A 26,548-nucleotide genomic window follows, 5' to 3' on the forward strand; every position below is an offset into this window, starting at 1 on the left:
GCGTAAATCTAAAATTTTAGGTTATCGGCGCGGCTCATGGGTCGAGTGGGCTGATTTGCTGGGGGTTGGGCAAAGTTGTGATTTGATAAAATTGCGATCGCCCGGGCATATTGCGGATCGCTCTTAGTTCCGATTAAATCTGGATTAGAAGCCAACTGCCGCTCTTGTGCCTCTGTCAAGTCTAGCTTGATATCTGGGGCAATCCCTTTATGGTTAATATCCGTTCCTGCCGGTGTGTAGTAATGGGCAATGGTAACTGCCAAGCCTGAACCATCTGCAAGTTCATGAACTGACTGCACTAAGGCTTTACCAAAAGTTTGACCGCCTACGACTACCGCCCGCTTATTATCCTTGAGTGCGCCTGTGAGGATTTCGCTAGCACTCGCTGAATTACCATCCACTAACACCGCCAAGGGACGATTTGTTAGAGCAGTGCGATTGGCTTTAGTTTCTTCAGTGCCGCCCACACGGTCTACTGTCTTGACAATTCCGCCGTCATTATACCACATCCGGGCAATTTCAATGCTCGCCTGTAACAACCCGCCAGGATTTCCCCGCAAATCCAAGACATAAGAATCAACTTTCTTAGTGTTCAAATCGCGGATGGCTCGTTGCATTTGGTCTGCGGCGTGAGCGCTAAATTCGCGCAAACGGATGTAGCCAACGCGGCGATTCCCTTCTTGTCTAAGGGTATAACGTACCGTTGGCACTTCAATACTTGCCCTTGTCAGCTTCAAATCAAAGGCACTTAGCCCCGCCCGTCCCAGCTTTAGCTTGATGGGAGTACCCGCTTTGCCACGAATTAGCTTAGAAGCATCATCCACTTTCATTTTGAGAGTGGGTTTGCCATCTATTGCCAAAATTTCATCGCCTGCTTTGATCCCGGCTTTCAGCGCTGGAGAATTTTCTATGGCTTCGACAACAGTGAGGCGCTGAGTTTTTTCGTTCACTTCCATGCGAATACCAATACCAGAGACTTCCCCAGATGTTTGGCTAGTCAGGGCTTCAAACTGTTTGGGGTCCATGAATCGAGTGTAAGGATCTCCCAACTTTTGTAAAGCTTCGCGGATGGCAGTGTATGCTTCTTCCCGAGAAGAATAGTCTTTGCTCAACAGGCTTTGCCTGGTTGCTTGCCAATCTTGTTGATTAAATTTGCCATCAACATATTCATGATTCACCAGTTGCCATACTTGGTCAACTATCACTTTCGGGCTGTCTTGTAGGGCTAGAGCGGCCCGGACACCACGAGTCCAAGCGGGGCCGAACACGGATATAGTAGCAGTAGTGGCGATCGCTCCACCAATCAAGGCTACTTGGAGCGGTGAGTAACTTTTCGCAGATTGGTTCATGTATATTAGCTGGAACAATTGTGTTATTGACAGTTTAGCAATCAGCCTTTCAAGAAACTTTTAAGTTTTTATACCCCAAACTAAGCTCTGCTCCCTTCATCATTTTTCTCGTTGAATGATGCCGAAAATACTGCATTATTAACAACCATTTCTCAGTTTGTTAGTCTTCTTGGGAAGGCTATACTGATCATGTGACACTTTAATCAGTGTCATTTTTGTACTTATTCATTACTTTTATAAGATAGCACTTTGATCACTGAATTGCAGTACTGTTAGACAGCCCTTAAATCAGCTTTTCTTACCTAAGTCATGAAACGTAAATTTACCATCAAATCGTTAATTTCTATTAAAAAATTTTTTACTAATCTGTGGCAATCGTTACGAAAACTAACTAGTGGATTGTACTTTGTTTTGGGCGCTTGGCTGATTTTTACCACTATAACCTTAGTTTTTGCTTCTTCGCAGCCAGTAGATGCCTTCTTTGTGCTTGGTGGCAGTATTCGTCGAGAAACTTATGTTGCAGGGCAAGCAAAACAATACCCGCAAACCCCAATTTTAATTTCTCATGGTTCCCCAGACCCCTGTATATGGTTAATTTTTCAGGCGGAATTAGCAAGGTTACAAAACGTTTGGTTAGAAAACTGCGCGAATTCTACCTTTGAAAATTTTTATTATGGTATTCCAATTTTGCGACGTTGGGGAGTGCATAAAGTCATGTTGATTACCTCGCCAAGCCATTTACCCAGAGCCAAATGGATGGCACAGATTCTCTTAGGCGCTCATGGTATTTGGGTAGAGACAGAGATTGTTGAGGAGTTGGGTGTTCCTGGTAATAATGAATCTTGGTCAAAAACTGGATTAGATGTAACACGCAGCTTATTTTGGGCGATTTTAAGTCAAATTATTCAACCGCAATGCTCAAATGTAACAAGGCTTACCGAAGTAAATATGCAAGCTTGGGAGAATCGAGGTTTTCATTGTGAACACCAAGGGGGGTTGGGGAGATAACTTACAAAAAAAGGGAACAGGGAGCAGGGAACAGATAAGAAACTAAAGTTTCAGAGTTGAAAGCTCAGTCAAAAAAAACAGTGTCATTATTTCAATCTCATGTTTTTAAACATGAGTTTTTTTTGTTAAGAGTTGCCCGTTAAGAGTTCCCTCTGAATCGTAATGCGTTCACATGCGAATTATTTTAACTACTTGCTCGGATTCGATGACCTCATATACCAACCGATGCTGTATATTTATCCTACGAGAATAAGCACCTGATAAGTCACCAACCAGCTTTTCATAAGGTGGAGGATTTTGAAAACGATTGTCTTCAAGGACTGCAAGTAATTCCTCGGCCTTTTCCTTTAAGTTACTAAAAGCTAATTTATTCGCGTCTTTTTGTGCTTGTTTTGTCTAAATCAAGCTCCAACTTGCACCTTCGGGCTTTGGAAGTGGCTCCTCAGACGTTGGCTGAGGAGCCAATCCAACTCTGCATCACATTCTTGAATCGGGGTTGCTAGTCCTTCTTTTATAGATTCTCGCATTCCAGGGATAGCTAATAAGTAAAGAGTCTCCTGAATTGCAGACCAATCTTTTTCCGCAAGCGGACTAAAAGGCGCTCGGAAAGGTCAGCATGGCATTCGGATTAATGACCTTAATCTAAAAATTCCCAATCTTGCAGCATCAAAATAGCATCTTTATACAAAGACAAATCCACCTGATGAACTTCTATTCCTTGCCCGATTCCTTGTAGAAGAGTGATTGTCAGTTTCCCTCCTAAGTGTTCACGGAACTCGGTAAGCCCCCTAAATAGACAATCTGGATGGTCTAGCTGATCTAATTGTTCTGTTAATGCTGATACATACAAGGTAAAGCCTAATTTCTTGAGTGTAGTTAGAACCCTTTGCCACTCAGATTGTAAGAGTTGCCCTGTTAAATATGAATAGGTGCTATCTAAAGCAATACCGATCGCTACAGATTCACCATGACGTAGGCTGTAATTAGTTAAATGCTCTAGTTTGTGAGCAGCCCAGTGTCCAAAGTCCAAAGGACGCGATGAACCCATTTCAAAGGGATCGCCGCTACCTGCAATATGCTCTAAGTGCAACTGGGAACAGCGATAAATCAGCCTTTCCATTATGTCCATGTCTCGATTAGCCAATTTATCGGCATTAGTCATAATGAAATCAAAGAAATCTGCATCTTTAATCAGCGCTACTTTCACCGCTTCTGCAATACCCGATCGCCAATCTCGATCGTTAAGGCTAGTAAGAAAATCAAAGTCATTCAAGACAGCATAAGGTGGCATGAATGTACCCAAAAAGTTTTTTTTGCCGAAGGCATTGATTCCGTTCTTTACCCCTACACCCGAATCGTTCTGCCCTAATACTGTTGTCGGGACTCGTAGCAGCCGAATTCCTCGGTGAGCCGTTGTTGCTGCGTATCCTGCCATGTCTAGCACGGCTCCACCTCCAATTGCTAAGACGTAGGAGTGACGGCACAATCCAGATACATTTATCTGCTGATGAATTTGCTCTATAAATCTAGAATCATTTTTGACTGTTTCTCCACCTGGAACTACTATCGGCTCACCAGTCAGTGTTAGTATATCTCCATAATATTGAGCATAGGCTGATAATTTTTTTAGCAACCCATCTTGATACTGTAAAAATCCTGCATCTACCACTGCTAGCACTTGTTTTGGGGCTGTCTCTCCATCTGCGGCGATCGCTTGTGCGAGTAAAGGATTCTCTAACTCAAACAGACCTCTAGTAAAGTGAACATCATAGTTAAAGGTCACGCGAATAAATTGGTTAATTGGTTGCAAATTAAGAGCGGTTTTTTGTTGGATAACCATTGGGTATTACTTATTAAGTAACTGTAAATATATGTAAGATCGCAATTAAATATTAAAGAAAAAAACCGAATTTAAAAGCTAAAAACAAAATAAATAACTATAAAAAGTTATCTAATAAACCCATCCTAATTATGAACTAATTATCGATAATTTAGAAGTTAAAAATAATATGATTTTACCATTTTATCGATGCCTAGACTTTATATTTATGATTGCCTATAAATATCATTATTACATTAAATTTTAATTTTATTCCGTAAGAGAATTATCTGATTTATCTAATTTAAATGATATCTTTACAGTATCTTATTGAAAGTCGGGAGATTATTATAGATTCAATGAAGTTACGATCTCAGTAGTATATTTTCTAGCTGCTTGAATTCCAAAGTATCAAGTTTAGTGCTAGATTTTATACTTAGTTGTCATAAAAAAGTTGGGCAACTTCTCCTGAAATTCATCATGAGTAAAGTAAACAAGTTACTGCATCACTGGCTGTTAAAATCTGTTTCAGAGAAAGCTTTTGCTTGGCTGGAACAGAAGCAAGTACAGATTGCTAGCGGGGCTGCTGAGAGAGTGTTTTTTACAGCTTTTAGTGCTGTGCCGCGTTATCTAGGTAAACAGGATTTGCAGCTAACATTCCAGGAATTGGAAGCAGCACAGGATGTGATTCCCGGTTGGTATCCTGGTAATTGGAGTGTAGATCAAGCAGGTCGCACACTCTTGGTTCTAGCTTTGCCCGATAATGATGTTGAGGGCTATGTGCGAGTCTCCTCTGGAGAGGCTGCGCCAACGCTTGATAAATTGTTCTCCACTGCCGATATGGGGGAGTTAGTTGTCCTTTATCAAAGTTTGCCGTTGTTACCACATCCAGAGTTACATCGCCATCGTGCTGCTGAGGGAATTCGCAGCAATATGAGTAATGTATTCCAAGCGATCGCACTACGAAACCCTTATCCAGCAAATTATTTAGATAATGCTGCTTGGAATCAGATGGTGCTGAAGGCTGTATTTGTCGGCAGTCCGTTGCATCTAATTTGGGGACTCGATCGGCGTGCTAACCCAGAATTGGCGAGGATGTTGGCAGACTATGCCCATGAACGTTGGGCAGCTAAACGCTCAGTTACCCCAGAACTTTGGCGAGCGGTAGGGCGGTTTGCGGATAGCGCAATCATCACAGATTTGGAAAAAGTACTAGCTAATGGGGATATACACGAGCAAGAAGCAGCAGCGTTAGCTTGTGGTGAGTCTCCTTTACCCCAAGCACAAGAATTACTTTCCCGTTACCCAGATTTACAGTCATCCATTCAAAAAGGTAATCTGACTTGGAGCAGTTTTAGCCGCGATCGCCTCTTTGTTTACAAATAGGACTTACGCATCAAGTACGAAATGTAGGGGCAATTCATGAATTGCCCCTACGATAAATCAAGGCTTTCAGTGCCTTGAAAGCGTAAGTCCTAACAAATAAAAAAGAGTGTGTGAGTGGGGGATAAGGGGACAAAAAGTGTTTGCCCAATTCCCAATTCCCAATTCCCAATTCCCAATCATTAAAACCATGATGTTTATCGACCCTCACATTCACATGTGTTCCCGTACTACATACGATTATTTAGTAATGCGGGAATATGGTATTGTTGCCGTTATTGAACCAGCCTTTTGGTTAGGACAACCGCGAACGAATGCTGGCACATTTAAAGACTATTTCAGTAGTCTCGTGGGCTGGGAACGGTTTCGTGCTAGTCAATTTGGCATCCAACATTACTGCACAATTGGACTCAATCCGAAAGAAGCTAACAATGAAGCACTAGCAGCAGAAGTTATAGAACTGCTACCACTTTATGCCTGTAAAGAAGGTGTTGTTGCCATTGGCGAAATTGGCTACGACGATATGACAGAAGCAGAAGATAAGTACTTTTGTCAACAGTTAGCATTAGCCAAAGAACTCGATATGTTGGTGCTAATTCATACGCCTCATCGCAATAAAAAGGCGGGTGCTAGTCGGAGTATGGATCGCTGTATTGAATATGGCTTAGATCCCTCACAAGTAATTATTGACCACAACAACGAGGAAACGGTTGAGGAAGTATTAGGACGGGGCTTTTGGGCAGCTTTTACGATTTACCCACAGACGAAGATGGGTAACGCCAGGATGGTAGAAGTTGTCCGTAAGTATGGACGCGATCGCATCATTGTAGATAGTAGTGCTGATTGGGGTATTAGCGATCCTTTGGCAGTCCCAAAAACGGCTCAGTTGATGTTAGATAGGGGCATTCCTGAAGAACATGTGCGAGCAGTTTGTTATGAAAACGCTTTAGCTGCTTACAGTCAAACTGGACAGATGAAAGCATCAGACTGGCTCAATCTGCAATCTGTTGATCAGCGTCAGTTGTTCAGTGGTAATTCTGTGTTGCGGGGACAAGAGCCAGGAATCAAATCAGTTTCAGATTATGTGTTGATTGAGTAAAAAATGGGGAGTGGGGAGTGGGGAATATCCCAATTTTGGCTTAAATCTTTTTCCTCACCCCCAGCCCCTCTCCCAAATATGGGAGAGGGGAGGCATAATTCTAGTTCCCCGAATCCCAGATGACGGGATTCGGGGTTAGGGGATGAGGGCTATCAAGGGAATGGCACATTTGGAATGTTCCCGTGGGGAGTGGGGAAGAGGGATTGCATAAATATCTGATTCATCTGTAATATGCAATTTATTTTGAGAAATTATTAGGAACGGAGGCAGATAAGTGAATATTGCAAGCTTAAATTTTCAAAGCTGGCGGGGTTATCTAGAATTGATGCGTCCTGCTAATATTGTTACTGCTTGGGCGGATATTCTTGTTGGTTTTGCTGCTTCCGGCTCTGGGATTATTTTTGCTCAATTAATCAATGGAGAAGCAAGTTTTACTATACTAATTCCATTAGCTTGCTTGTTGTTAGCTACAACTGGTTTATACGGCGGCGGTATAGTTTTTAACGATGTTTTTGATGCTGAATTAGATGCAAAAGAGCGACCAAATAGAGCAATTCCCAGTGGTCGCGTATCTCGTGAAAATGCTACTTTATTAGGGAGTATATTGTTTGCGATCGGGATTATCGCTGCTTTTCAAGTATCGTTGTTGAGTGGTGCGATCGCTATATTTATTACTGTTTCATGCCTTTTATATAACTCCCTTGCCAAACATCATCCTTTTTTTGGCCCTTTAAATATGGGTTTGTGTCGTGGCAGTAACTTATTATTAGGTGTAAGTGCTGTTCCAGCAATAGTAGGAGAACGTTGGTATTTAGCGCTGATTCCTATTTTTTACATTGCTGCTATCACCGCAATTAGTCAGGGTGAAGTTCACGGAGGTAAGAAGATTACAGGAGTCCTCGCATTACTGCTGATTGCAATAGTTTTGACGGCAGTTTTAGCTTTAGGATTATTAGGAAACTATACAGCGATCGCAGCATTACCATTTGCTGTTTTATTAGCTATCAGAGTTTTGCCTAATTTTATCAAAGCTACGCAAGAACCAGTAGCCGAAAACATCCGAAATGCTGTGAAAATAGGCGTGTTATCTCTAATAGTTTTAGATGCGACTGTTGCATCTGGGTTTGCTGGTTTGTATTACGGTTTATTCGTTCTAATTTTGCTACCATTTTCGATGAAGTTAGCAAAAGTATTTGCTGTTACTTAAATTTGAATGGATACAGCCAGTAATACATGAATTGGCTGTATGGGCGCATAGATGTGCGCCCATACCAATGAATATATGACATCACGGGTAGCATTTTAATCATTAAAAACCCGCTCCAGACGCAGAAGAGAGGAAAGAGCAATAATTTCTATACAAAGGGATTTTATATGACAGATATTTTGTGAAATAGTATAAGCCAAAGAAAATAGATTGCATATACAAGGGATAAATCTAGAAAATGAAAATTACAAAAGACAGCAACTTTCATTTAACTTATTGCAGCAATATTCATCCTGGCGAAAGTTGGCTAGAGGTTTTCGCCAATTTAGAAAAATATGTTCTCAATCTGAAGTCACGTTTATCACCGACAGCACCTTTTGGTATTGGTTTGAGGTTAGCAGATGCAGCTGCTAAAGAACTCTTACAAAATAATAACTTGGCTCAATTCCAAGCGTGGCTTAGTCAAAAAGATTTATACGTTTTTACCTTAAATGGATTTCCTTATGGCGGATTCCATCGACAGGTAGTGAAAGACCAAGTTTATGCACCAGATTGGTCTACACAAGAACGAGTAGATTATACATTAAATTTGGCACAAATTTTAGCTACTCTATTACCAGAAGGACTTGATGGCGGAATTTCTACACTGCCATTATCTTATAAACCTTGGTGGCAAAAAGGCCAAGCAAGTTTCGAGACAGTTCTGAAAAAAAGTTGTTTAAACATAGCGTCAGTAGTTGGAGAAATGATTCGGATCTGCGAAGAAACAGGAAAGATATTGCATATCGATTTAGAACCTGAGCCTGATGGTTTAATTGAAAATACTTCAGAAGTAATTGATTTTTATCAAAATTGGTTATTGCCAATTGGCGGTAATTACTTATCAGAAAAATTAAATATTGAACATACTTTAGCAGAAAATAAATTGCTAGAACACGTTCGAGTTTGCTATGATACCTGCCATTTTTCTGTTGAATATGAGGAACCGCAATCTGTATTTGGGCGTTTAGAATCCGCAGGAATTAAGATTGGCAAAGTCCAAATCAGCGCCGCAATTAAAGTAAAAATCCCTGCTGATGTTGAAAAACGTAGCTTGATAGTTGAACGCTTACGTCCTTTTGCTGAATCTACTTATCTTCACCAAGTAATAGAACGTCGCAGTGATGGTACACTCCATCACTATCCTGATTTAATAACTGCATTACCGCATTTAGAACAATCTCTAGCCCAAGAATGGCGCACCCATTTTCATGTGCCAATTTTTATTCATGATTATCAAATTTTGCAGTCTACCCAAGATGATATTGCTACTGTTTTACATCTACTTCAAACAAACAATGCTTGCTCAAATTTAGAAATTGAGACTTACACTTGGGATGTATTACCAGCAGAAATGAAGATAGATTTACTAACTTCTATTCAACGGGAATATCAGTGGGTATTAAAAGAATTTGCGGCAAATTAAAAGGAGATTAATTTATGCAGAAAACTGTTGTTCTAAATGTCGTGGGATTAACCCCTAGTTTACTAGGAGAAAACACACCGTTTTTATCTTCTTGGGCGGCTATTGGGCAAGTAGTCCCGATAGCAACAGTTTTACCTGCTGTAACCTGTTCTGTTCAGGCTACTTATTTAACAGGAAAATTGCCTGATGAACATGGAATTGTCGCTAATGGTTGGTACTTCCGCGATGAATGTGAAGTGAAGTTTTGGCGACAATCTAATAAATTAGTACAGGCTCCCAAAGTTTGGGAAATAGCTAAATCAATTGATCCAAACTTCACTTGTGCCAACCTTTTTTGGTGGTACAACATGTATTCTTCGGTCGATTATGCCATTACGCCGCGCCCGATGTATCCCGCAGATGGCAGAAAATTACCTGATATTTATACCCATCCTAGTGATGTGCGATCGCAAATTCAATCTGATTTAGGTAACTTCCCTCTGTTCGATTTTTGGGGGCCAAAAACTTCTATTAGTTCTAGTCAATGGATTGCCAATTCAGCAAAATGGATTGAGGAACGTTACAGCCCTACATTATCACTAGTTTATCTACCACATTTAGATTACTGTCTGCAACGATTTGGTCACGATGAAACACACATCCAAACAGATTTGAGAGAAATTGATGCTGTTTGTGGCGATTTAATTAAATATTATCAAGCACGTAATACTCAGGTAATTATTCTTTCTGAGTATGGCATTACCCCAGTCTCTAAAGCAGTGGATATCAACCGCGTACTACGGGAAAACGGTTTAATTGCTGTGCGGGAAGAATTGGGGCGAGAACTGCTCGATTTTGGTGCTAGCATTGCCTTTGCTGTGGCCGATCATCAAATTGCTCATGTGTATGTAAATGATCCAGCATACATCCCGAAAGTGCGATCGCTTTTAGAAGCGACTGAAGGCGTAGCACAGGTATTGGATGAAGAGGGTAAGCAAGCCTACCATATTGCTCATCCTAGATCGGGAGAGTTGGTAGCGATCGCCGCGCCTGACGCTTGGTTTACCTATTATTATTGGCTCGATGATGCAAAAGCGCCTGATTTTGCTAGAACTGTAGATATCCACCGCAAACCTGGTTACGATCCTGTAGAACTTTTCCTAGATCCGCAAATAAAATTTCCTCAAGGAAAAATTGCTCTGAAGCTACTTAAGAAACAACTCGGTTTTCGCTACTTAATGGATGTGATTCCTCTTGATGCTTCCCTTGTACGCGGTTCTCACGGTAACATTAGCACTTCTGTTGATGAAGGGCCTCTATTTATCACCCATCAAACTCACCTAGTTGGTGAAAATCGCATTCAGGCGACAGATGTTTGTTCGTTGATTCTCAAACATTTAAATCAGTAAAAAGGGCGGTTATACCAATTCTGTATGAAGGTGCGCCGAACTATATGAGGAACGAACCGCAAAGGACACCAAGAAAGAAAGAACAAGCAAAGGAAATTTGGCGCAGCTTCACAAATAAATGGTATGAGAAACCGCGTCTACACGAAACTTTACCCATCTCCGTGGGTTAAATCGGTTGCTTAAGCCCTTTGCTCTATGTAGGGTGACTTTAGTTTGTCTAGCCGCGAATGAACTTTGCCCTAGCTTTAGGTTGACATTAATGCATGAATGTGCATATTTAAACATTTCCAAAATACAAAACAATCTTCTTGTAATTCATAGTCATATCGAGTATGATTTATATGTAAATTCGTTATGACTATGAATTAATTAGCTTTATCAGTGGGCAACCATTTATCTACTGACTAAAATTTACTTTTTCAATTTCAGTAACTTAACAGAGAACTTCTTGACCATGACTGAAACCCGAAATTTAACAACTGCTGACGGTATTCCTGTTGCGGATAACCAGAACTCACTTACAGCTGGATCGCGTGGTCCTGTATTAATCCAGGATTTTCACCTCTTAGAAAAGCTGGCTCATTTCAACAGAGAACGTATTCCTGAGCGTGTTGTCCACGCTAAAGGTGCTGCTGCTCAGGCACTTTGACTATTACTAATGACATTACCCGCTACAGTAAAGCCAAACTTTTTTCTGAAATTGGCAAGAAAACAGAACTTCTTCTGCGCTTTTCTACAGTCGGAGGAGAAAAAGGTTCAGCAGATGCCGAGCGCGACCCTAGAGGTTTTTCCCTCAAGTTTTATACTGAGGAGGGTAACTGGGATCTTGTAGGTAACAATACCCCTATTTTCTTCATCCGCGACCCTTTGAAGTTTCCTGATTTTATTCATACCCAAAAGCGCAATCCCCAAACCAATTGCAAAGACCATAATGCAAGGTGGGATTTTTGGTCACTCAGCCCAGAATCGCTTCATCAGGTGACGATCCTGTTTTCAGATCGGGGAATACCCAAAACCTATCGAAACATGGACGGCTTTGGTAGCCACACCTTCAGTTTAATTAATGCTGAAGGTCATCGCGTTTGGTGCAAATTTCACTTTAAGACTCTGCAAGGGCATCAAACTTTGACAGAGGAAGAATCAGCTAAAATTAAGGGCGAAGATCCAGATCATGCGACTCATGATTTGTTTGAAGCGATCGCTCAAGGAGACTATCCCAAGTGGCGGATGTGTATTCAGGTGATGACAGAGGAGCAAGCATCAAAACATCCAGATAACCCCTTTGATTTGACCAAAGTTTGGAAGCACTCTGAGTATCCTTTAATTGAAGTCGGGATATTAGAGCTAAATCGTAACCCTGAGAATTATTTTGCCGAAGTAGAGCAAGCTGCTTTTAGCCCTAGCGCCGTGGTTCCTGGCGTTAGTTTTTCTCCAGACAAAATGCTTCAAGCTCGCATCTTTTCTTACGCAGATGCTCAACGGTATCGCTTGGGTGGTAACTATCAGCAACTACCCGTCAACCAGCCCAAATGTCCAGTGATGCATAATCAGCGAGATGGCTTTATGGCATCGGGGAACAACGGCGGTAGTACTCCTAACTATGAACCGAATAGTGTTGAGGGTACGCCTAAAGAAAGCCCAGCTTATGCAGAAGCACCTACCCATCTGGGCGATGTCACCGTTGATCGTTACAATCATCGTGATGGAAACGACGATTACACACAAGCAGGTAATCTGTATCGGTTAATGACTCCTGAACAGCAAGAGCGTCTTGCTAAAAATATTGTCGGTAGTCTCTCTCAAGCAACGCAAGACATCCAAATGCGCCAACTTTGCCACTTTTTTAGGGCAGATGTTTCCTATGGTAGTCGTGTAGCTGAGGGGTTAGGCATTTCAATTGATCCCTCAATATTTTCTCATAATGCTCAACCTGTAGGTAACTGGTAGCCTTATCTAATTTTGTTGGGTGGGCATCTTGCCCGCCTTAAAGCAAATTGATTTGATTAACTTACAAAATAAATCGAGGTAATTAAACATGAAATTAACAGGAACAGAAAAAGGCTGATTAATCCCTAAAGAACTATTAGGAGAAAACCAAGAGTTTGAGATTATTCAAGAAAAGGGAAAAATTATTATTACTAGCATCAAAGAAACATATTCTATTTGGGATTTAGGTTCAAATCCTGTGGAATGTGATGTAACAGATGGTGCAATTAACCACGCTCGCTATCTCTATAACCCATGAGAAGTATCTACTTTTTAGATACCAGCTATATTTTAGCTATAGAAATCAAAAATTAAGTATAAATCCGACTTTCCGCACTTCATCGTGTAATATGCGTAGATTTCCCATAGGTGGAAAAAAATGGTTAAATCAACAACATAAATCGCCAATGGTATTCAATATTAATACTTAATAATTTGAACATTATTAGGAATTTTTATTGAAAAGATAGATAATACATTTTGAAGTGCGGAATGTGGGATAAATAACAAAGATATAGCCGTCCTAAATGATTCGTGAACAATAAGATTCCCGACAACTTTTACGAAGTCGGGGATCTGAGTCTCTCGATTTTCACAACTCATTTAGGATTGCTATAGATAAACAAAAATATTTACAGTTATTGCGATCGCACCCATCACAAAGCATATCGTAGAGAAGTAGTTCTAGGCGTTGCGATCGCAATATTGGCTTTGGTGCGATCGCAATGATATTGTGTAATTAATTATCTTACCTACTTATTAGACTGAGATTTGAATCCCAGGCGGGTAATGCAGCTGATGCAGATTACCTAAATTACTGAAACCAACGGAAGACAAAAGCAACCCCTCCCCGATGCTTTGGGCAAAATACCTAAGAAGACAATCAACCGCAAAGCCTAACACCCCACCCCCAACCCAATACTGCTCGGATAAGACTAAAAACCTTGTGTAGAGACGCGAAATTTCGCGTCTCTACAGGTCTAAAACACTATCGAAAAATCCAAAAACCGAGCAGTATTGACCCCCAACCCCTCCCCAAAGCATAGCTTTGGCGCGGTGGGGTTCAAATTGTTTGATTTAATGCAAGAGGTCTATTGACTTGGTTTATTGAAAACTTCTAAAATCTGTCGGCAAATCTGTTTGAGCTTATCCTGAATTTCACCAGAAGGCGAAGATGCGCCGACAATACTCCAGTTTTCTACCGTCGAAAGTCGCCACGCCTCACCGCGATGATCAAATCCAGCTACCTCCACGCCGATCGCACGGCGGGAATTATTGATGGGATCTTGATAAAATCGGATTTGAATTAAAATACTACGACTTCGCCAAGATTTGCTGATACCAGGAAAGTGAAAGCCAATATCTATAGAGTCTGGATCGACTAACTCCCTAGTCTCCGGGTCATTTTTCCAGGGTTTGAGATCAGATTTGGCATCAGGAAACTCGAATTTGAACAAATTAACCACCGTAGCAATGTTGCTGGCGAGTTCAAGGTTCGTTGCCTGTTCAGCTGCGTTCACTAAAAAATACTCCTATTTTGCGTCGGCATCTTCCGAGATGTGAAAACAGAAAAACCGCCAGAAGGCTTATAATATCGGTGTTTTAGCTTATCAAGACCTTTGATATTTAGCAACTCTAAATCATACTTCCCTAACAATTTTGGTTACTAGACAGATACCAAAAATCGCTTCTTCTTGGGACTGGATAACACCTTTTAAGTAATTATACTTAAAAAGCAGATGAAACTCTGCCGTTTGGAAAAAATATCGAGATTTTCTGTAAAATCCTTGGCTGATAAGAACGATAAATTACGCTAGCGATCTAAAATGACACTGTTAATCGGCATAAAAACAGTAATCAAGTTCAATATATGGCGCGTCAACGCTCGATTTTTTCCTTTTTCCTAGTATTATTGGCCACATTCCTAATTAGTTGTGGCGGACCTGGTGTTGCGGTAGCACCTCCGACTTATACAGCAACGCAACTTGAAAGAATTCAGGCTTATGTTCCTGACATTCAGGCTGTGCGCGATCGCTCACAAGAGTTGAAAACTCTGATCCAAAAAGGTGATTGGATCAATGTGCGTAATTTTATACATGGTCCCATAACAGAAGCAAGGCTGAACCTGACTTATGTCACTCCCAACCTTCTGCCCAAAGACCAACCCGCAGCCCGTCAGATAACGCGAGATTTGTTTAACGACCTGGTTAAACTTGATAAAGCTACTAGTGCTAGCAAAGCTCAACCTGCCTTGACTAGCTCCGAGGCTGCTTTTGCAGATATTGACAAATTCCTCGATCTACTTCCTAAGAAACAAGAGGGTTAAAAGTTAAGAGTTAGGAGTTAGGAGTTAGGAGTTAGGAGTTAGGAGTTAGGAGTTAGGAGTTAGGAGTTAGGAGTTAGGAGTTAGGAGTTAGGAGTTAGGAGTTAGGAGTTTGCAGTTAGGAGTTTGCAGTTAGGAGTTTGCAGTTAAGAATTTTTAGCTCCTCACTTCTAACTCTTAGGGACTTCCAAATAAAAAAATGTTCCAAAACTGACGCAAAAACTCTCTCTATTTCTTCTCTCTGCGTTCTCTGTGGCTTTGTGGTTCGTTTATTGTAGGATTTACGCATAATCAGGATAAAACGAACCGCAAAGTCCGCAAAGGACACAAAGGAATAAAAGTTTTAGAGGGTTCTTGCGTAAGTCCTGTATTGGAATAATTTATTTCTTGGAAGTCCCTTAAGTTCTCGTTTAAAGCACAAGTCATGAATGTAGTTATTATCGGTTGTGGTGTGGTTGGGGCTGCGATCGCATACCAACTCAGTCTAGTTAAAAGGCTGAAAATCACGGTTTGCGATCGGCAAGCACCAGCACAAGCCTCTACGGGGGCTGCACTTGGCGTTTTGATGGGCGCAATCAGCCAAAAAATTAAGGGCAAAGCTTGGCAGATGCGACAAACAAGCATCCAACGCTATGAAACTTTGATTCCTGAATTAGAAGCTTTAACAGGTCGCAAAATCCCCTTTAACCGCCAGGGAATTCTTAGTCTTGGTTTGGAAGAGGAGAATTTAGCAGCATGGGAAAAACTTGTAGAAGTTCGCCACTCTCAAGGCTGGCATTTAGAAATATGGGATACGGCTAAACTCAAAAATATCTGTCCCCAAGTTGATTGCGAAAAAATTACTGGTGCTGTATATTCTCCCCAAGATCGTCAACTTGATCCAACTGCTTTGACATTAGCTTTAGTTGAGGCTGCCCAGCAAAATGGTGTAACTTTCAAATTTGGTGTGGCTGTTTTAGATGCCCAAACCTCGCCACCTGATTCTTCTCCCCAATTTTGCAATCAACTTGAAACTACAGAAGGAAAAATAGCCGCAGATTGGTTTGTAATCGCAGCAGGGCTAGGTTCAACACCACTGACAGCAAAATTAAATCAGATAATTGATATCCGCCCCGTACTTGGGCAAGCATTGCAAATGCACGTAGGGCATCCGTTAGGTAATCCAGACTTCCAGCCAGCGATAACGGGTAACGATGTGCATATTGTTCCTGTGGGCGGTGGAGATTATTGGGTGGGTGCAACAGTAGAATTTCCCAGCAATGGCGATGAGATACCGCCAAATCAAGAACTGCTGGAATCTGTTAGAAAACAAGCGATCGCATTTTGCCCAGAATTAGCCACAGCAACTATTCTCCGCACTTGGTCGGGGTTACGTCCCCGTCCTGAAGGTCGTCCAGCCCCAGTTATTGGTAAGTTACCAGGGTTTAGTAATGTCCTCCTAGCTACCGGACACTATCGCAACGGCGTTTTACTAGCGCCCGCCACAGCTTATGCAATTCGTGAGATGATTATTTCTCAAGGAGTGGGAAAGGATAACCAATGACAAATGACAAATATAGGAATATAGCGTGTCAATAACAGAACATAAAATCAATGTAGATTCACTGGAATGGTTTTATCGGGAATCTTTACCAATCGGTAGAACTGACTTAGCGCCTGTGTTGTTGCTACACGGCTTAGTCTCACAAAGTTACAGTTGGCGTAATATTATACCTGCGTTGGCGAGTCAGGGTACAAGAGCGATCGCACCAGATTGGATTGGTTACGGCAATTCTTTAAAACCAGAAAAACGAGATTTTGCTTACACTCCCGATGCTTTTATCACAGCTTTAGAAGGATTTGTTAAAGCGCTAGAACTTAAATATTTTTCTTTAGTTGTCCAAGGTTTTTTAGGTTCTGTAGGACTACAATATGCCTTGCGTCATCCAGAACAAATTGCTAATTTAGCTATTTTAAATACACCAATTTCAACTGCTGCTAGATTACCTTGGAAAATTAAACAAATGGGTTTACCTTTGGCAGGTGAAGTCATGACCCAAGACCCACTTTTAGTTGACCGGACGCTAGAAGGTGGAAGCCGTTATCGGATCGGAGATAAGGAATTAGATGTTTATCGAAAACCATTTTTAAAAAGTTCTTCATCTGGGCGGAGTCTTTTATCAAGTATTCGCAATTTACAGCTTGATTCAGCAATGAAAGAAATCGAATCTGGCTTTAAAGAATGGCAACAGCCAATTCTGATTCAATGGGGTATAATTGACCCTTGGCTACCCGTAGACATTGCCGAAAATTTTGCTAATTCCGTACCCAATACTGAATTAATAAAACTTAATAACGTCGGACATTATCCTCAAGAACACTACCACGAAGCGATTTTAGAAGACCTTTTACCCTTTGTGCGTCGTAAAGATGCTCATTGATAATATACTTTTGGCAAAAATCGATAGTAAAGAAATTAATTCTGGATTTTTGCCAGACTTATAATGTTATTCCAGCCTGCATTTGTGAAATTTTTATTACCATTAAAAATGGATCGCAACTACAAGTAAAGGAGATTAGTATTCATGGCTTATTCATGGTTTAAAGCCTTTCATATTGTCGGATTTGTAGTTTGGTTCGCTGGTTTGTTCTACTTAGTTCGTCTTTTTATCTATCATGTTGAAGCGAACCTTGAACCTGAACCAGCACGGACGATACTGAAAAATCAGTATCAAATTATGGAAAAGCGTCTCTACTATATCATCACTAACCCAGGAATGTTTGTGACGATCGCAATGGCTATCGGTTTATTAACCACTGAACCGGACATTTTAAAAGAGGGTTGGTTGCATATAAAACTACTGTTTGTTGCTATTTTAATTGGCTATCATCATTACTGCGCTCGGCTGATGAAAAAGTTAGCAGTAGATGAATGTGGCTGGAGTGGTCAGCAATTACGTGCTTTAAATGAAGCACCCACAGTTATGTTAGTAGCGATCGTTTTGCTGGCTGTGTTTAAGAATAATCTACCTACAGATATCGCTGCTTGGGCTATTTTCGCCATGATTATTTTGATGGCAGTCACTATTCAACTTTACGCCAAAAAACGCAGGCAAGATAAAGAGAAGTTGACGGCACAAATAGGGCAACCACAAGAACAAAGTTAGATAACTAATTACTTGATTTGCGGATGTCCATCTTGTCCATCCCAACAGATGAGGGCAGTCTTGAGGGTTCACAGTAAGGACTTTAGTCCTTACTGTGAAATTATTTACCCCTAAATTCAAAGTTGACACACTAGTGGTCTGTCCCATTGATTTTGGGGGCTGCTAGATCCCCGACTTCTTAAAGAAGTCGGAGATATGAACATCACTAACCTCTCAAAACTTTTGGGACAGACTACTAGTAGGTGTAAGTACAGTTTTAGTCTGGTAAGCGTTTTTGACACCAACCCAGTTACTAGCAATTGGCATTCGCCAACCAGTTCCGAAGGCGCGATCGGTTATTTTTAAGCCGGGGGGTGCTTGCCGACGTTTAAATTCAGCCCGCGCCACCATTTGGATTATTTTGTCTACAATTACCGGATCGTGACCGGCTGCAACAATTTGGGCTGCTGATTGGTGATCGTTAATCAGGCGTTGCAAAATATCGTCCAAAATTTCGTAGGGCGGTAGAGAGTCTTGATCGACTTGACCTGGCTTGAGTTCAGCGCTGGGTGCTTTAGTCAAGACGTTTTGTGGGATGATTTCATTATTGCGATTTAACCATTGGCAAAGTGAATAAATGCGGGTTTTAGGAACATCTGCAATTACAGCCAATCCGCCATTCATATCGCCGTAGAGAGTACAGTAACCAACAGCCATTTCTGATTTATTACCAGTAGATAAAAGCAGATAGCCAAATTTATTAGCGATCGCCATTAATAAATTACCGCGAATCCGCGATTGGATGTTCTCTTCTGCCAATCCAAACTCGGTATCTGCAAACAAATCACCTAATGTTTGATCAAAGCCTTGCATTAACTCGCCAATTGGTAAAAGATTAGTCTTAATCCCCAAATTTTCGGCTAATGCTAAAGCATCGCTAATGGAATGCTCGGAACTGTACGGGGAAGGCATGAGAACACCGAGGACATTTTCATTACCAAGTGCAGCAGTGGCGATCGCTGCTACTATTGCAGAGTCAATCCCACCACTTAAACCCAAAACTACTTTAGAAAAGCGACACTTGCGAGCATAATCTCGCACTCCCAAAACCAAAGCTTGCCAAATTTCTTCATCTTCCGATTCATAGACAGCTGCTATAAAACCTAATTGAAAATCCCGTTGGGCTTCATCAAATTCAACTATTACTAAATCGGTATCAAAGCCACGGGCGCGACAGATAATTTCACCTTGACGATTCAAGGCAAAACTCCGCCCATCAAAAATTAGGTCATCATTTCCGCCAACCTGATTAACGTAAATCATCGGTTGTTGAAAACGTATTGCACTATGCCTGAGTATTGTTTCTCGAAACTGGTGTTTGCTGGCAGTGTAGGGGGAAGCAGACAAATTTACAATTAAATCTACACCCAAAATTGCTAAGTCAGCAATCGGATTGACTGTATAACTACGTTTACCCCAAAATTCCTCATCGTTCCATAAATCTTCGCAAATAGTTACGCCAATATGGATATTATCTAAAGTGAAATAATTGGCTTGCAAACCTGGTTCAAAATAGCGACGTTCGTCAAATACATCGTAAGTAGGCAAAAGTCGCTTGTGAAAAACTTGCTTTATCTGGCCATTCTCTAACAAAGCTACGCTGTTAAATAAGCTTTTACCGCCACTAATATGTGCTTTGAGGTTATGTTCTACAGTTCCTACCAACACAGCTAAATTTGGCGGTAAATCCTGAGCTAACTTTTGTAAAGTAATGCCGATCGCTTCTACAAAACTAGGATTTAGTAATAAATCTCTTGGGGGATAGCCACACAAAGAAAGTTCTGGTGTCAACAATAAACGCACACCGCTAGATGCTGCTTGTTGTGCCGCCTCCAGGATTTTTTGAGCATTTAAAAGCAAATCACCAATTGTCGGATTAATTTGAGCGATCGCTATTTTCATATTATTTGTCATTTGTCATTGGTCATTTGTCATTGGTCATTGGGCATCCCCCGGATTTCTCACGTAGCGGTTCATTAGACATCTCCAGAAATTAAATATGCGTAACCTGAAACCCTTGTAGAGACGCGAAATTGGACTTCGTCCCGCTACGAAGAAAGCGTCTCTACATTCATTGTCGGAGATGTTTATTAAATAAACACCAATGGTTTATCTTTTAAGGGAGCAAAAGCTTCGGCGTCAAACTTATACAAACTAGCTGGACGACCAGCACCTCGTGATACTTTGATTCCGGTATCGCCTAAAAAACCTAATTTGAGTAGACGCGCCCGAAAATTAGAATAATCGGAAAAATTATCACCTAAAACTGTGGTGTATAACTGATATAAATCATTCAAAGTAAACATTTCTGGCAAGACTTCAAAAGCTACCGGACTATACTCTAATTTATTTCGTAATCGCCTGTGTCCATAGGTGAGAATTTGATTATGGTCAAAAGCTAATTTTGGCACTTCTTTAACTGGATACCAAGCTATACCAGTCATGCGATCGGCAATCAATTCGGCTTCTTCAAATCGCACTAGGGCAAAGTAACTAACTGATAGATAACGCACACCATAACTATCAGCTGCTTCCCGTGGATCGCGATTGGGTCCGCCAAAGGTATACAGTTGTTCTAAATAGAGATTGTTGACCTTAATTTTCTCCGCCATAATGCGATAGGCGGCATCTTCTAAAGACTCTCCAGGACGTACCAAAGTACCGGGAAGACTCCAATGATTTAAAAATGGTTCTTGCTGTCGCATTACTAGTAGAACTAACAGCCGATTTTGTACAGTATCTACAGAAAAAATTACATTATCAACACCAACCTTGAAATCAGCCAAAGGTTGTTGGTTTAACGGAGTTGGTATCTTTTTTTGTGAACGTTCTGGCATTCGTACAAATGCTCTCGATTAATATAGGCAACTACAGGGGCTGTGAGGGCTTGAGAATCTCCACGTTCGCGGTATCCTGTTGAGGAAACATCTAGACCGATCAGACTAGCGATCGCAATTTTCCCTCCCAGCTTTTGCACTACCTCTGAACTAGATTCATCTATTGCATATCCCGGTCGCGGGACGATCAGTAGTTGCACTTCCTGTAACAAATCTTCAATGCGATACCAACGCGGTAGCTGACTCAATAAATCTGAACCAATAATCAACGTCAATTCAGCATCTTCACCCCAAGTAAGCTTTGCTTTTTTCACTGTTTCCAGTGTTCTGAAGCTACTCAATTCTTGTTCCAAAGTAATATTGTGCCGTGGCGCGTCTATATTCGCAATCAACAGTTGCAGCATTGCGGCCCGATGTTCTAAGGGTGTTTGATGAGACTTAAATGGATTATCTGCTGCCCAAACCGCTACCCAATCATAACGCTCAGACAACCAATTCAGAATTTCTTGATGTCCAGCAGTTGGTGGATCGGCACTAGTACCAAACAAAGCAACTCTCATAATAATTCGTAATTCGTAATTCGTAATTCAGACATACTGAAACAGTAATTTTACCTCTGTGTTCTCTGTGCCTCTGCGGTTCGTTTCTTAGTTTCCTCAGTCAACACCCGTAACCCCTCAGAAATCTCCACTTCTATAGCCACCGGATGATCCAAACGCCGTGTCTGTTGTGGCAAACTGGCAACTGATGCGGCGGTACGCTGACGAATTGTTGCCAACGACTCCAACGGCTGCACCCGTTCACCTTCTTGCATTACCAACTGCAACAAAGCTTCTTCTTCCAAAGCAATTTCACCTAAAAGCCCCAACCTGTCTGCTTTTACCTTCCCTCCCGTAAACGAGCGAAAAATCTGCTTACGCCCTGGATAAGTAACTTTACCACTCGATTGCTTCATCACTGGGATGCCATCAATGTCCACAAGTTTATAAACTCCATTTACAGGCGAACCTGTAACTAGTCGCGTTCCCAGTCCGTAACCATCAATTTGCGCCCCAGCAGCTTTTAATTTGGCAATTTCCCACTCGTCCAAGTCGCCACTGACAAAAATTGGCACACCGGGAAGGAGCGATCGCACCTGTTTTGATAAGGTAACTAAATCTCCTGAGTCTAATCTCACTCCTGTTAATTGCATTTCCCCGGAATTTACTTTTTCGGCCAAGCGCTGGGCAGCTGCAATGGTATCGTAAGTATCAATCAGCAATGGCGCACCCGGAAAATATCGATGAAATGCACTAAAAGCTTGTTCTTCAGTGCCTTCTATTGCTGACAACGCCATGACTAAAGCGTGTGCCATTGTACCACTTGGTTTTTGTCCCAGTTGTAGCGCTGCTAACACATTGGATGTGGAATCTAACCCACCAGCTAACGCCGCCCGCGCCGCCCACAAAGAGCCTTGAGGACTAAATGCTCGTCTTGTGCCAAATTCTAAAAGTGTTGCTGATTCCCCCGCTATATCCCGCGATCGCGCTGCTTTTGTGGCAATCAAAGTCTGGTAATTAATCGTATTCAGCAGGTAAGTTTCTACTAGTTGTGCTTGCCAAAGTGGTGCTTCTATTCGCAACAATGGTTGATTGGCAAACACAGCCGTCCCTTCTGGTACTGCCCAAACATCACCTGTAAACTTTCCCTGGGCTAAAAGTGACCAAAAGCGATCGCCTGCTTGAGCAAAAATTCCCGTTGCCTGTAATGCCGCAATTTGCGCCAAACTAAAGCGGAATTTGGCCAAATATTCCAATGCCTGCGTTAGCCCCATTGCAATTAAATAACCAAAACCCTCTGGCAATCGCCTAACAGTCAACTCAAAGCTTGCCCGTCGTTGTTCTATACCTTCGCCTGTGTAACAAGCTGCCATTGTTAACTGGTAAAGGTCGGTCAGTAAGCTGTAATCATCCGCAGAGAGGTTTAGTTCCTCGTTCTGCTGGCTTTGCTGTTTATATACATAGTCCAAATCTGGCAAAGTTGTCATGCAAGAGCTTCCTTACAAGATGCTTCTGCTATTTATGGTAATATTTACCATAAATAATGTCAACTATCGGCAAGTATATTTTCTGAGATTGCCGTACAACAGTAGATTCATCGGCAAATTAATACTAACTTCATAAAATACTTAATATTTTTTAATAGTAATATCTAGCAATAATGTTAATGGATAAGGTGGCTAATGAATGGAACAATATCCTTTGTTTTTCTTCGCTCTTTTCCCAACTGGGGTTGGAGAAACAACTATGTTACAATTAGAATCAAAGAGAAAGCTTTGAGTTTTTAACAACCTAAAGTATTGCGAAGTTATCTGAATAAACATTGCATATAGTCTCAATATATTGAGAATAAGAGCCAGCCTTGAATATCAGTATTAGAGTATAGGTAGCACAATTAAAGCGGCTCGAAAAAAGGAGTCCAATATTATGGCTATTTCCAACATCATTGCGAATATAACCAAGTATATTTCTGAAGCTGCAATGCGGATTTTTGGGCCTAATGATGACGCTTATCCTGCTACAGGCGTACAACCTTTTACAGGTGAACCTTACGATAAGCGTAAAGATGAGAATAATTAGGTGCTGAATATAAAAATCTTTGCTGATAGTAGCGGGCAAGATGCCCACCCCACAAGAAGTAGTTGAGTATTTTTTTATTTGGAAGTGACTAAGAGCGAATTTAATTAGTGTTACATTGCGTAACATAATTGTTATTTATCGCTCTTTTATATCTCTGAAAAGATAAAAATAAGATGCTGACCTTGAATCTTTTTCAAAGCCGGAGAAACAAGGTTTTAAATATTCTCTAGTGAGAGTAATAAGATAGCGTTATATAGCAATCCTATTTGATTTGTGAAAATCGCAAGACTCAGATCCCCGACTTATCTAAGAAGTCGGGGATCTCGTTGTTCACTAATAGATATAAATTTTACGAATTTTATTAACTTGACTTATCAGCGACAAAAGATTAACATAATTTGGTTATGAATTTCAGATGATGTTTGTAAAGTCTAATTTATTATTAGTGGACTGGCTCTCTAGGAATTATTGATTAGCAGAACGTTCAAACACTACTGAAAGATTATTTGCTGGCATTTGGTAAGTCTGTTTCAAGGTAAGATTTTGGGCGCTAGCTACTGCGACAACATCATCCAAGTTACGTACACCCCACTCTGGGTTTTGGGCGCGTAAAGATTCGTCAAAAGCTGCATTACTCGCTGCTGTATGTTCTCCACCTTGTTTAAAAGGCCCATATAAATAGAGGATACCTCCTGTTGGTAAGATCCGCCCTGCCCCTGCCATTAGTCCTAGACAGGCTGACCAGGGTGAAATGTGAATCATATTGATGTTGACGATCGCAACAAGTGGCTCCTTATTAAGCCAATCAAATGCAGGATTCTCCACACCCCAAACTGATTCTCTGACATCAAGCTCAAGCGGTGGATAAAGATTAGAACAGCCAAAGTGTTCAGCCCATGCAGTAATGCTGGCTCGTAATTGTGGATTTGCATCTGTTGGCAACCACGCACGAGGACTAAGCTTGGGGGCAAAAAATACTGCATGTTCGCCAGTACCACTTGCTATTTCCAATATCGTGCCACTCTTTGGCAACACTTGCAAAAGTACTTCTATAATTGGTTCGCTATTGCGCTGGGTTGCTGGTGCGTATTGTCGTGCGTCTTGTGGTGTCATCCGTATCCGTTATATTATAAAATCTGACCGCATCTTATAAATTTTACTCAATAGACATCTCCAGAAAATATGCGTAACCTAAAACCCTTGTAGAGACGCGAAATTTCGCGTTTCTATATTCTTTTTCGGAGATGTCTAACCGCGTGGTCTATTTACCTGATAATAGCTGTAAGATAAAGGCGTGAGGAAAAAACTCACGCCTTTATATTTAAACTTTTTTCCCACCACCTGCTAAGAGTTCCAGGATGACTCCATTTGTCCAGCCGAAACCAACTTCGTTAGAACTATATCCAAAGGAGATTTCGTCAGAAACGTTGGCAGAACAGCGTTCAACATCATATTTTTCAACTAGGGTATTGTGACGCTCGAATTCTTTAATTACCATAGCTAAAAATTTGTTAGCAATGCGATCGCCTTCTGTATGAAACCCATAACGGTGAAGTCCCAGGACAGCAATGAACGTCAATGGTGCCCAACCGAAGGGAGCATCCCACTGGTTCCCGGTGATATGAGTACTGGTAAAAATTCCGCCTGGAGCTTCAAACAAAGAGAGATTTTCTACAACGCGCTGGGCTTGGGCTTGAGAAGAAATTCCTAGCCATAGGGGATAAAATGTGGTAGCAAATTCGTAGCGGCGGGCTTTTCCACTCTGGAAGTGATAGTCGAAATAGAGTCCTCGTTCTTCATCCCAAAGAAATTGATCGATGCGATCGCGGCGGATATCTGCACGATCGCGCCATTGTTTTTCCAGTTGTTCGTTCCCCAAAATATTGTTAATTTGCGCCAAGTCTTGTTCTACCTGATACAGCAAACTGTTGAGGCACACAGGAGCGTAGTGGAGGATATCAGCACTGAAGGGGCCAAATCGGTTGGTGATATCAAAACCGGACTCGCGCATAGTGCGATCGCCCTTATAAAATAGGTTGGTTAATTGGTCATTTTCCCGATTGTAGTAAAGATTGACATCATAATCTTCAACCTCATAGGTTTGGTAATATTCCTTGACGCGATCGTAGTGGCTTTTTCCCTCTTCATCGCGCTCGGAGAACACAACTTCTGGCGCTGGGCCTTCCCCAAAGGCATAAAATCTGGATAAGCCGGTTCCGGGATTCAAATGGGGCGGTACTACCCAGTAATAGTAAAATTGTTCTAAAAGCGGTACGGTTGTCCTCAACCACTCTTCATCCTGGGTGTGCTGGAATAGTGCCAAAACCATCATGCTGAGGACTGGCGGCTGCGATCGCGACAGCATATAAGTCCGGTTGGCATTGAGAATAGTGCCGTAATGCTTCACCTGGTACAATAATTGATCTACCTGGCTTTGTGCTAGCTCCAATTCTTCATCGTGCAAAAGTCCCAGTAATATAAAGTAGCTATCCCAGCCATACATTTCGTTAAATCGACCGCCTGGTACGACATAAGGCCCTGGTAAGTACAGTAAGCCATGCTCTTTTATCGCTTCGACTTCTGAGGGTAAAGTGCGAATTTGAATTCTTTGCATATCCTTTGGGGATAGCGATCGCTCTAATACTGTCTGAATGTTAGGACAATCTTCTAAGGGGGAAATGTAGACAATCCAGGGAGTGTCGGTTTTGTGGTCGAGTTTGGTATCTTTGGCAGATTGTAATAAGTGTTCGTGCGATCGCGTTAAGGTTTTCCAGGTTTTTTTAATATGCGATCGCACGGTGTCAATCTGCGTCGTGGTAAGTGCTGGTATGGTCATAATTTCATTTGACGGGGTGTGAGGAGTTTGGAAGAATTTTTTAAC

General features: G+C 41.4%; 21 protein-coding genes and 2 pseudogenes. 12 read left to right on the forward strand and 11 right to left on the reverse strand.

Translation table 11 applies throughout. The annotated features are described in order from the left end of the window. Positions 1–8 precede the first annotated feature (8 nt). A complete protein-coding gene (ctpB, locus tag V7K32_RS27430; RefSeq protein ID WP_334997882.1) occupies positions 9–1,349 on the reverse strand; it encodes a carboxyl-terminal processing protease CtpB in 1,341 nt (446 codons plus the stop codon). A gap of 309 nt (positions 1,350–1,658) precedes the next feature. On the opposite strand from ctpB, the gene V7K32_RS27435 reads away from it, so the two are divergent. Then, positions 1,659–2,357, forward strand: coding sequence for a YdcF family protein (locus tag V7K32_RS27435; RefSeq protein WP_334997884.1), 699 nt, complete (start codon positions 1,659–1,661; stop codon positions 2,355–2,357). A 168-nt stretch (positions 2,358–2,525) separates the two neighbouring features. Here the strand turns inward: V7K32_RS27435 and V7K32_RS27440 are convergent. From V7K32_RS27440 to V7K32_RS27450, 3 genes and pseudogenes are all read right to left on the reverse strand, one after another. Further along, a pseudogene (locus V7K32_RS27440) lies at positions 2,526–2,741 on the reverse strand (Txe/YoeB family addiction module toxin); the annotation flags it as partial. Between the two features lie 17 nt (positions 2,742–2,758). Continuing rightward, positions 2,759–2,884, reverse strand: a complete 126-nt coding sequence (locus tag V7K32_RS27445) for a hypothetical protein (protein WP_334997886.1) — start codon at positions 2,882–2,884, stop codon at positions 2,759–2,761. Between the two features lie 110 nt (positions 2,885–2,994). Beyond that, a complete protein-coding gene (locus V7K32_RS27450) occupies positions 2,995–4,197 on the reverse strand; it encodes a 3-dehydroquinate synthase (RefSeq protein WP_334997887.1) in 1,203 nt (400 codons plus the stop codon). A 459-nt stretch (positions 4,198–4,656) separates the two neighbouring features. Between V7K32_RS27450 and V7K32_RS27455 the strand changes: the two genes are divergently transcribed. The 6 genes and pseudogenes from V7K32_RS27455 to V7K32_RS27480 all read left to right on the forward strand — a co-directional run bounded on the left by V7K32_RS27455 (position 4,657) and on the right by V7K32_RS27480 (position 12,665). Next, positions 4,657–5,562: an EboA family metabolite traffic protein gene (locus V7K32_RS27455; protein ID WP_334997889.1), complete on the forward strand. Its 906-nt coding sequence runs from the start codon at positions 4,657–4,659 to the stop codon at positions 5,560–5,562. Between the two features lie 136 nt (positions 5,563–5,698). Beyond that, the gene (locus V7K32_RS27460; RefSeq protein WP_334997891.1) at positions 5,699–6,658 is read left to right on the forward strand and encodes a TatD family hydrolase; all 960 of its coding nucleotides are present in this window, start codon (positions 5,699–5,701) and stop codon (positions 6,656–6,658) included. A 274-nt stretch (positions 6,659–6,932) separates the two neighbouring features. After that, positions 6,933–7,865, forward strand: a complete 933-nt coding sequence (gene eboC, locus V7K32_RS27465) for a UbiA-like protein EboC (RefSeq protein WP_334997893.1) — start codon at positions 6,933–6,935, stop codon at positions 7,863–7,865. A gap of 238 nt (positions 7,866–8,103) precedes the next feature. Beyond that, positions 8,104–9,330 (forward strand): metabolite traffic protein EboE, encoded by a 1,227-nt coding sequence (gene eboE, locus V7K32_RS27470; RefSeq protein ID WP_334997895.1) that lies wholly within the window; start codon positions 8,104–8,106, stop codon positions 9,328–9,330. Between the two features lie 14 nt (positions 9,331–9,344). Next, positions 9,345–10,718, forward strand: a complete 1,374-nt coding sequence (locus V7K32_RS27475; protein ID WP_334997897.1) for an alkaline phosphatase family protein — start codon at positions 9,345–9,347, stop codon at positions 10,716–10,718. A 454-nt stretch (positions 10,719–11,172) separates the two neighbouring features. After that, a pseudogene (locus V7K32_RS27480) lies at positions 11,173–12,665 on the forward strand (catalase). Between the two features lie 1,130 nt (positions 12,666–13,795). Here V7K32_RS27480 and V7K32_RS27485 read toward each other — a convergent pair. Beyond that, positions 13,796–14,224, reverse strand: coding sequence for a hypothetical protein (locus V7K32_RS27485; RefSeq protein WP_334997899.1), 429 nt, complete (start codon positions 14,222–14,224; stop codon positions 13,796–13,798). Positions 14,225–14,574: 350 nt separating this feature from the next. On the opposite strand from V7K32_RS27485, the gene psbQ reads away from it, so the two are divergent. From psbQ to hemJ, 4 genes are all read left to right on the forward strand, one after another. Further along, on the forward strand, positions 14,575–15,030 hold the full coding sequence (psbQ, locus tag V7K32_RS27490) for a photosystem II protein PsbQ (protein ID WP_334997901.1): 456 nt from the start codon (positions 14,575–14,577) through the stop codon (positions 15,028–15,030). A 421-nt stretch (positions 15,031–15,451) separates the two neighbouring features. Next, complete coding sequence (locus tag V7K32_RS27495) at positions 15,452–16,570, forward strand: NAD(P)/FAD-dependent oxidoreductase (protein WP_334997903.1); 1,119 nt, start codon at positions 15,452–15,454, stop codon at positions 16,568–16,570. Between the two features lie 25 nt (positions 16,571–16,595). Beyond that, the gene (locus V7K32_RS27500) at positions 16,596–17,447 is read left to right on the forward strand and encodes an alpha/beta fold hydrolase (RefSeq protein WP_334997905.1); all 852 of its coding nucleotides are present in this window, start codon (positions 16,596–16,598) and stop codon (positions 17,445–17,447) included. A 144-nt stretch (positions 17,448–17,591) separates the two neighbouring features. After that, positions 17,592–18,173: a protoporphyrinogen oxidase HemJ gene (hemJ, locus tag V7K32_RS27505; RefSeq protein WP_334997907.1), complete on the forward strand. Its 582-nt coding sequence runs from the start codon at positions 17,592–17,594 to the stop codon at positions 18,171–18,173. A gap of 213 nt (positions 18,174–18,386) precedes the next feature. Here hemJ and V7K32_RS27510 read toward each other — a convergent pair whose 3' ends face one another. From V7K32_RS27510 to V7K32_RS27525, 4 genes are all read right to left on the reverse strand, one after another. Then, a complete protein-coding gene (locus tag V7K32_RS27510; protein ID WP_334997952.1) occupies positions 18,387–20,114 on the reverse strand; it encodes an NAD+ synthase in 1,728 nt (575 codons plus the stop codon). A 188-nt stretch (positions 20,115–20,302) separates the two neighbouring features. Beyond that, complete coding sequence (locus V7K32_RS27515) at positions 20,303–21,049, reverse strand: NUDIX hydrolase (RefSeq protein ID WP_334997909.1); 747 nt, start codon at positions 21,047–21,049, stop codon at positions 20,303–20,305. Continuing rightward, positions 21,010–21,609, reverse strand: coding sequence for a nicotinate-nucleotide adenylyltransferase (locus tag V7K32_RS27520; RefSeq protein WP_334997911.1), 600 nt, complete (start codon positions 21,607–21,609; stop codon positions 21,010–21,012). Before V7K32_RS27520 ends, V7K32_RS27515 begins: the two co-directional genes overlap by 40 nt. Before the next feature lie 50 nt (positions 21,610–21,659). Further along, positions 21,660–23,075, reverse strand: coding sequence for a nicotinate phosphoribosyltransferase (locus tag V7K32_RS27525; RefSeq protein WP_334997913.1), 1,416 nt, complete (start codon positions 23,073–23,075; stop codon positions 21,660–21,662). Positions 23,076–23,514: 439 nt separating this feature from the next. Between V7K32_RS27525 and V7K32_RS27530 the strand changes: the two genes are divergently transcribed. Next, the gene (locus V7K32_RS27530; protein ID WP_334997915.1) at positions 23,515–23,667 is read left to right on the forward strand and encodes a hypothetical protein; all 153 of its coding nucleotides are present in this window, start codon (positions 23,515–23,517) and stop codon (positions 23,665–23,667) included. A gap of 465 nt (positions 23,668–24,132) precedes the next feature. Here the strand turns inward: V7K32_RS27530 and V7K32_RS27535 are convergent, their stop codons facing one another. Continuing rightward, complete coding sequence (locus V7K32_RS27535; RefSeq protein WP_334997916.1) at positions 24,133–24,780, reverse strand: DUF938 domain-containing protein; 648 nt, start codon at positions 24,778–24,780, stop codon at positions 24,133–24,135. A 208-nt stretch (positions 24,781–24,988) separates the two neighbouring features. After that, the gene (locus V7K32_RS27540; protein WP_334997918.1) at positions 24,989–26,503 is read right to left on the reverse strand and encodes a trehalase family glycosidase; all 1,515 of its coding nucleotides are present in this window, start codon (positions 26,501–26,503) and stop codon (positions 24,989–24,991) included. Positions 26,504–26,548: the final 45 nt, after the last annotated feature.

Source organism: Nostoc sp., assembly GCF_036917635.1.
Lineage (GTDB): Bacteria > Cyanobacteriota > Cyanobacteriia > Cyanobacteriales > Nostocaceae > Nostoc.

What these genes read in the sequence shown, in the direction of transcription:
- V7K32_RS27475 (WP_334997897.1), top strand. Translation starts at nt 9,345, where the DNA reads ATGCAGAAAACTGTTGTTCTAAATGTCGTGGGATTAACCCCTAGTTTA.
- V7K32_RS27435 (WP_334997884.1), top strand. Translation starts at nt 1,659, where the DNA reads ATGAAACGTAAATTTACCATCAAATCGTTAATTTCTATTAAAAAATTT.
- V7K32_RS27530 (WP_334997915.1), top strand. Translation starts at nt 23,515, where the DNA reads ATGGCTATTTCCAACATCATTGCGAATATAACCAAGTATATTTCTGAA.
- eboE (WP_334997895.1), top strand. Translation starts at nt 8,104, where the DNA reads ATGAAAATTACAAAAGACAGCAACTTTCATTTAACTTATTGCAGCAAT.
- V7K32_RS27450 (WP_334997887.1), bottom strand. Translation starts at nt 4,197, where the DNA reads ATGGTTATCCAACAAAAAACCGCTCTTAATTTGCAACCAATTAACCAA.
- ctpB (WP_334997882.1), bottom strand. Translation starts at nt 1,349, where the DNA reads ATGAACCAATCTGCGAAAAGTTACTCACCGCTCCAAGTAGCCTTGATT.
- V7K32_RS27515 (WP_334997909.1), bottom strand. Translation starts at nt 21,049, where the DNA reads ATGCCAGAACGTTCACAAAAAAAGATACCAACTCCGTTAAACCAACAA.
- hemJ (WP_334997907.1), top strand. Translation starts at nt 17,592, where the DNA reads ATGGCTTATTCATGGTTTAAAGCCTTTCATATTGTCGGATTTGTAGTT.
- V7K32_RS27525 (WP_334997913.1), bottom strand. Translation starts at nt 23,075, where the DNA reads ATGACAACTTTGCCAGATTTGGACTATGTATATAAACAGCAAAGCCAG.
- V7K32_RS27520 (WP_334997911.1), bottom strand. Translation starts at nt 21,609, where the DNA reads ATGAGAGTTGCTTTGTTTGGTACTAGTGCCGATCCACCAACTGCTGGA.
- V7K32_RS27540 (WP_334997918.1), bottom strand. Translation starts at nt 26,503, where the DNA reads ATGACCATACCAGCACTTACCACGACGCAGATTGACACCGTGCGATCG.
- V7K32_RS27510 (WP_334997952.1), bottom strand. Translation starts at nt 20,114, where the DNA reads ATGAAAATAGCGATCGCTCAAATTAATCCGACAATTGGTGATTTGCTT.
- V7K32_RS27445 (WP_334997886.1), bottom strand. Translation starts at nt 2,884, where the DNA reads ATGCGAGAATCTATAAAAGAAGGACTAGCAACCCCGATTCAAGAATGT.
- V7K32_RS27455 (WP_334997889.1), top strand. Translation starts at nt 4,657, where the DNA reads ATGAGTAAAGTAAACAAGTTACTGCATCACTGGCTGTTAAAATCTGTT.
- psbQ (WP_334997901.1), top strand. Translation starts at nt 14,575, where the DNA reads ATGGCGCGTCAACGCTCGATTTTTTCCTTTTTCCTAGTATTATTGGCC.
- V7K32_RS27495 (WP_334997903.1), top strand. Translation starts at nt 15,452, where the DNA reads ATGAATGTAGTTATTATCGGTTGTGGTGTGGTTGGGGCTGCGATCGCA.
- V7K32_RS27535 (WP_334997916.1), bottom strand. Translation starts at nt 24,780, where the DNA reads ATGACACCACAAGACGCACGACAATACGCACCAGCAACCCAGCGCAAT.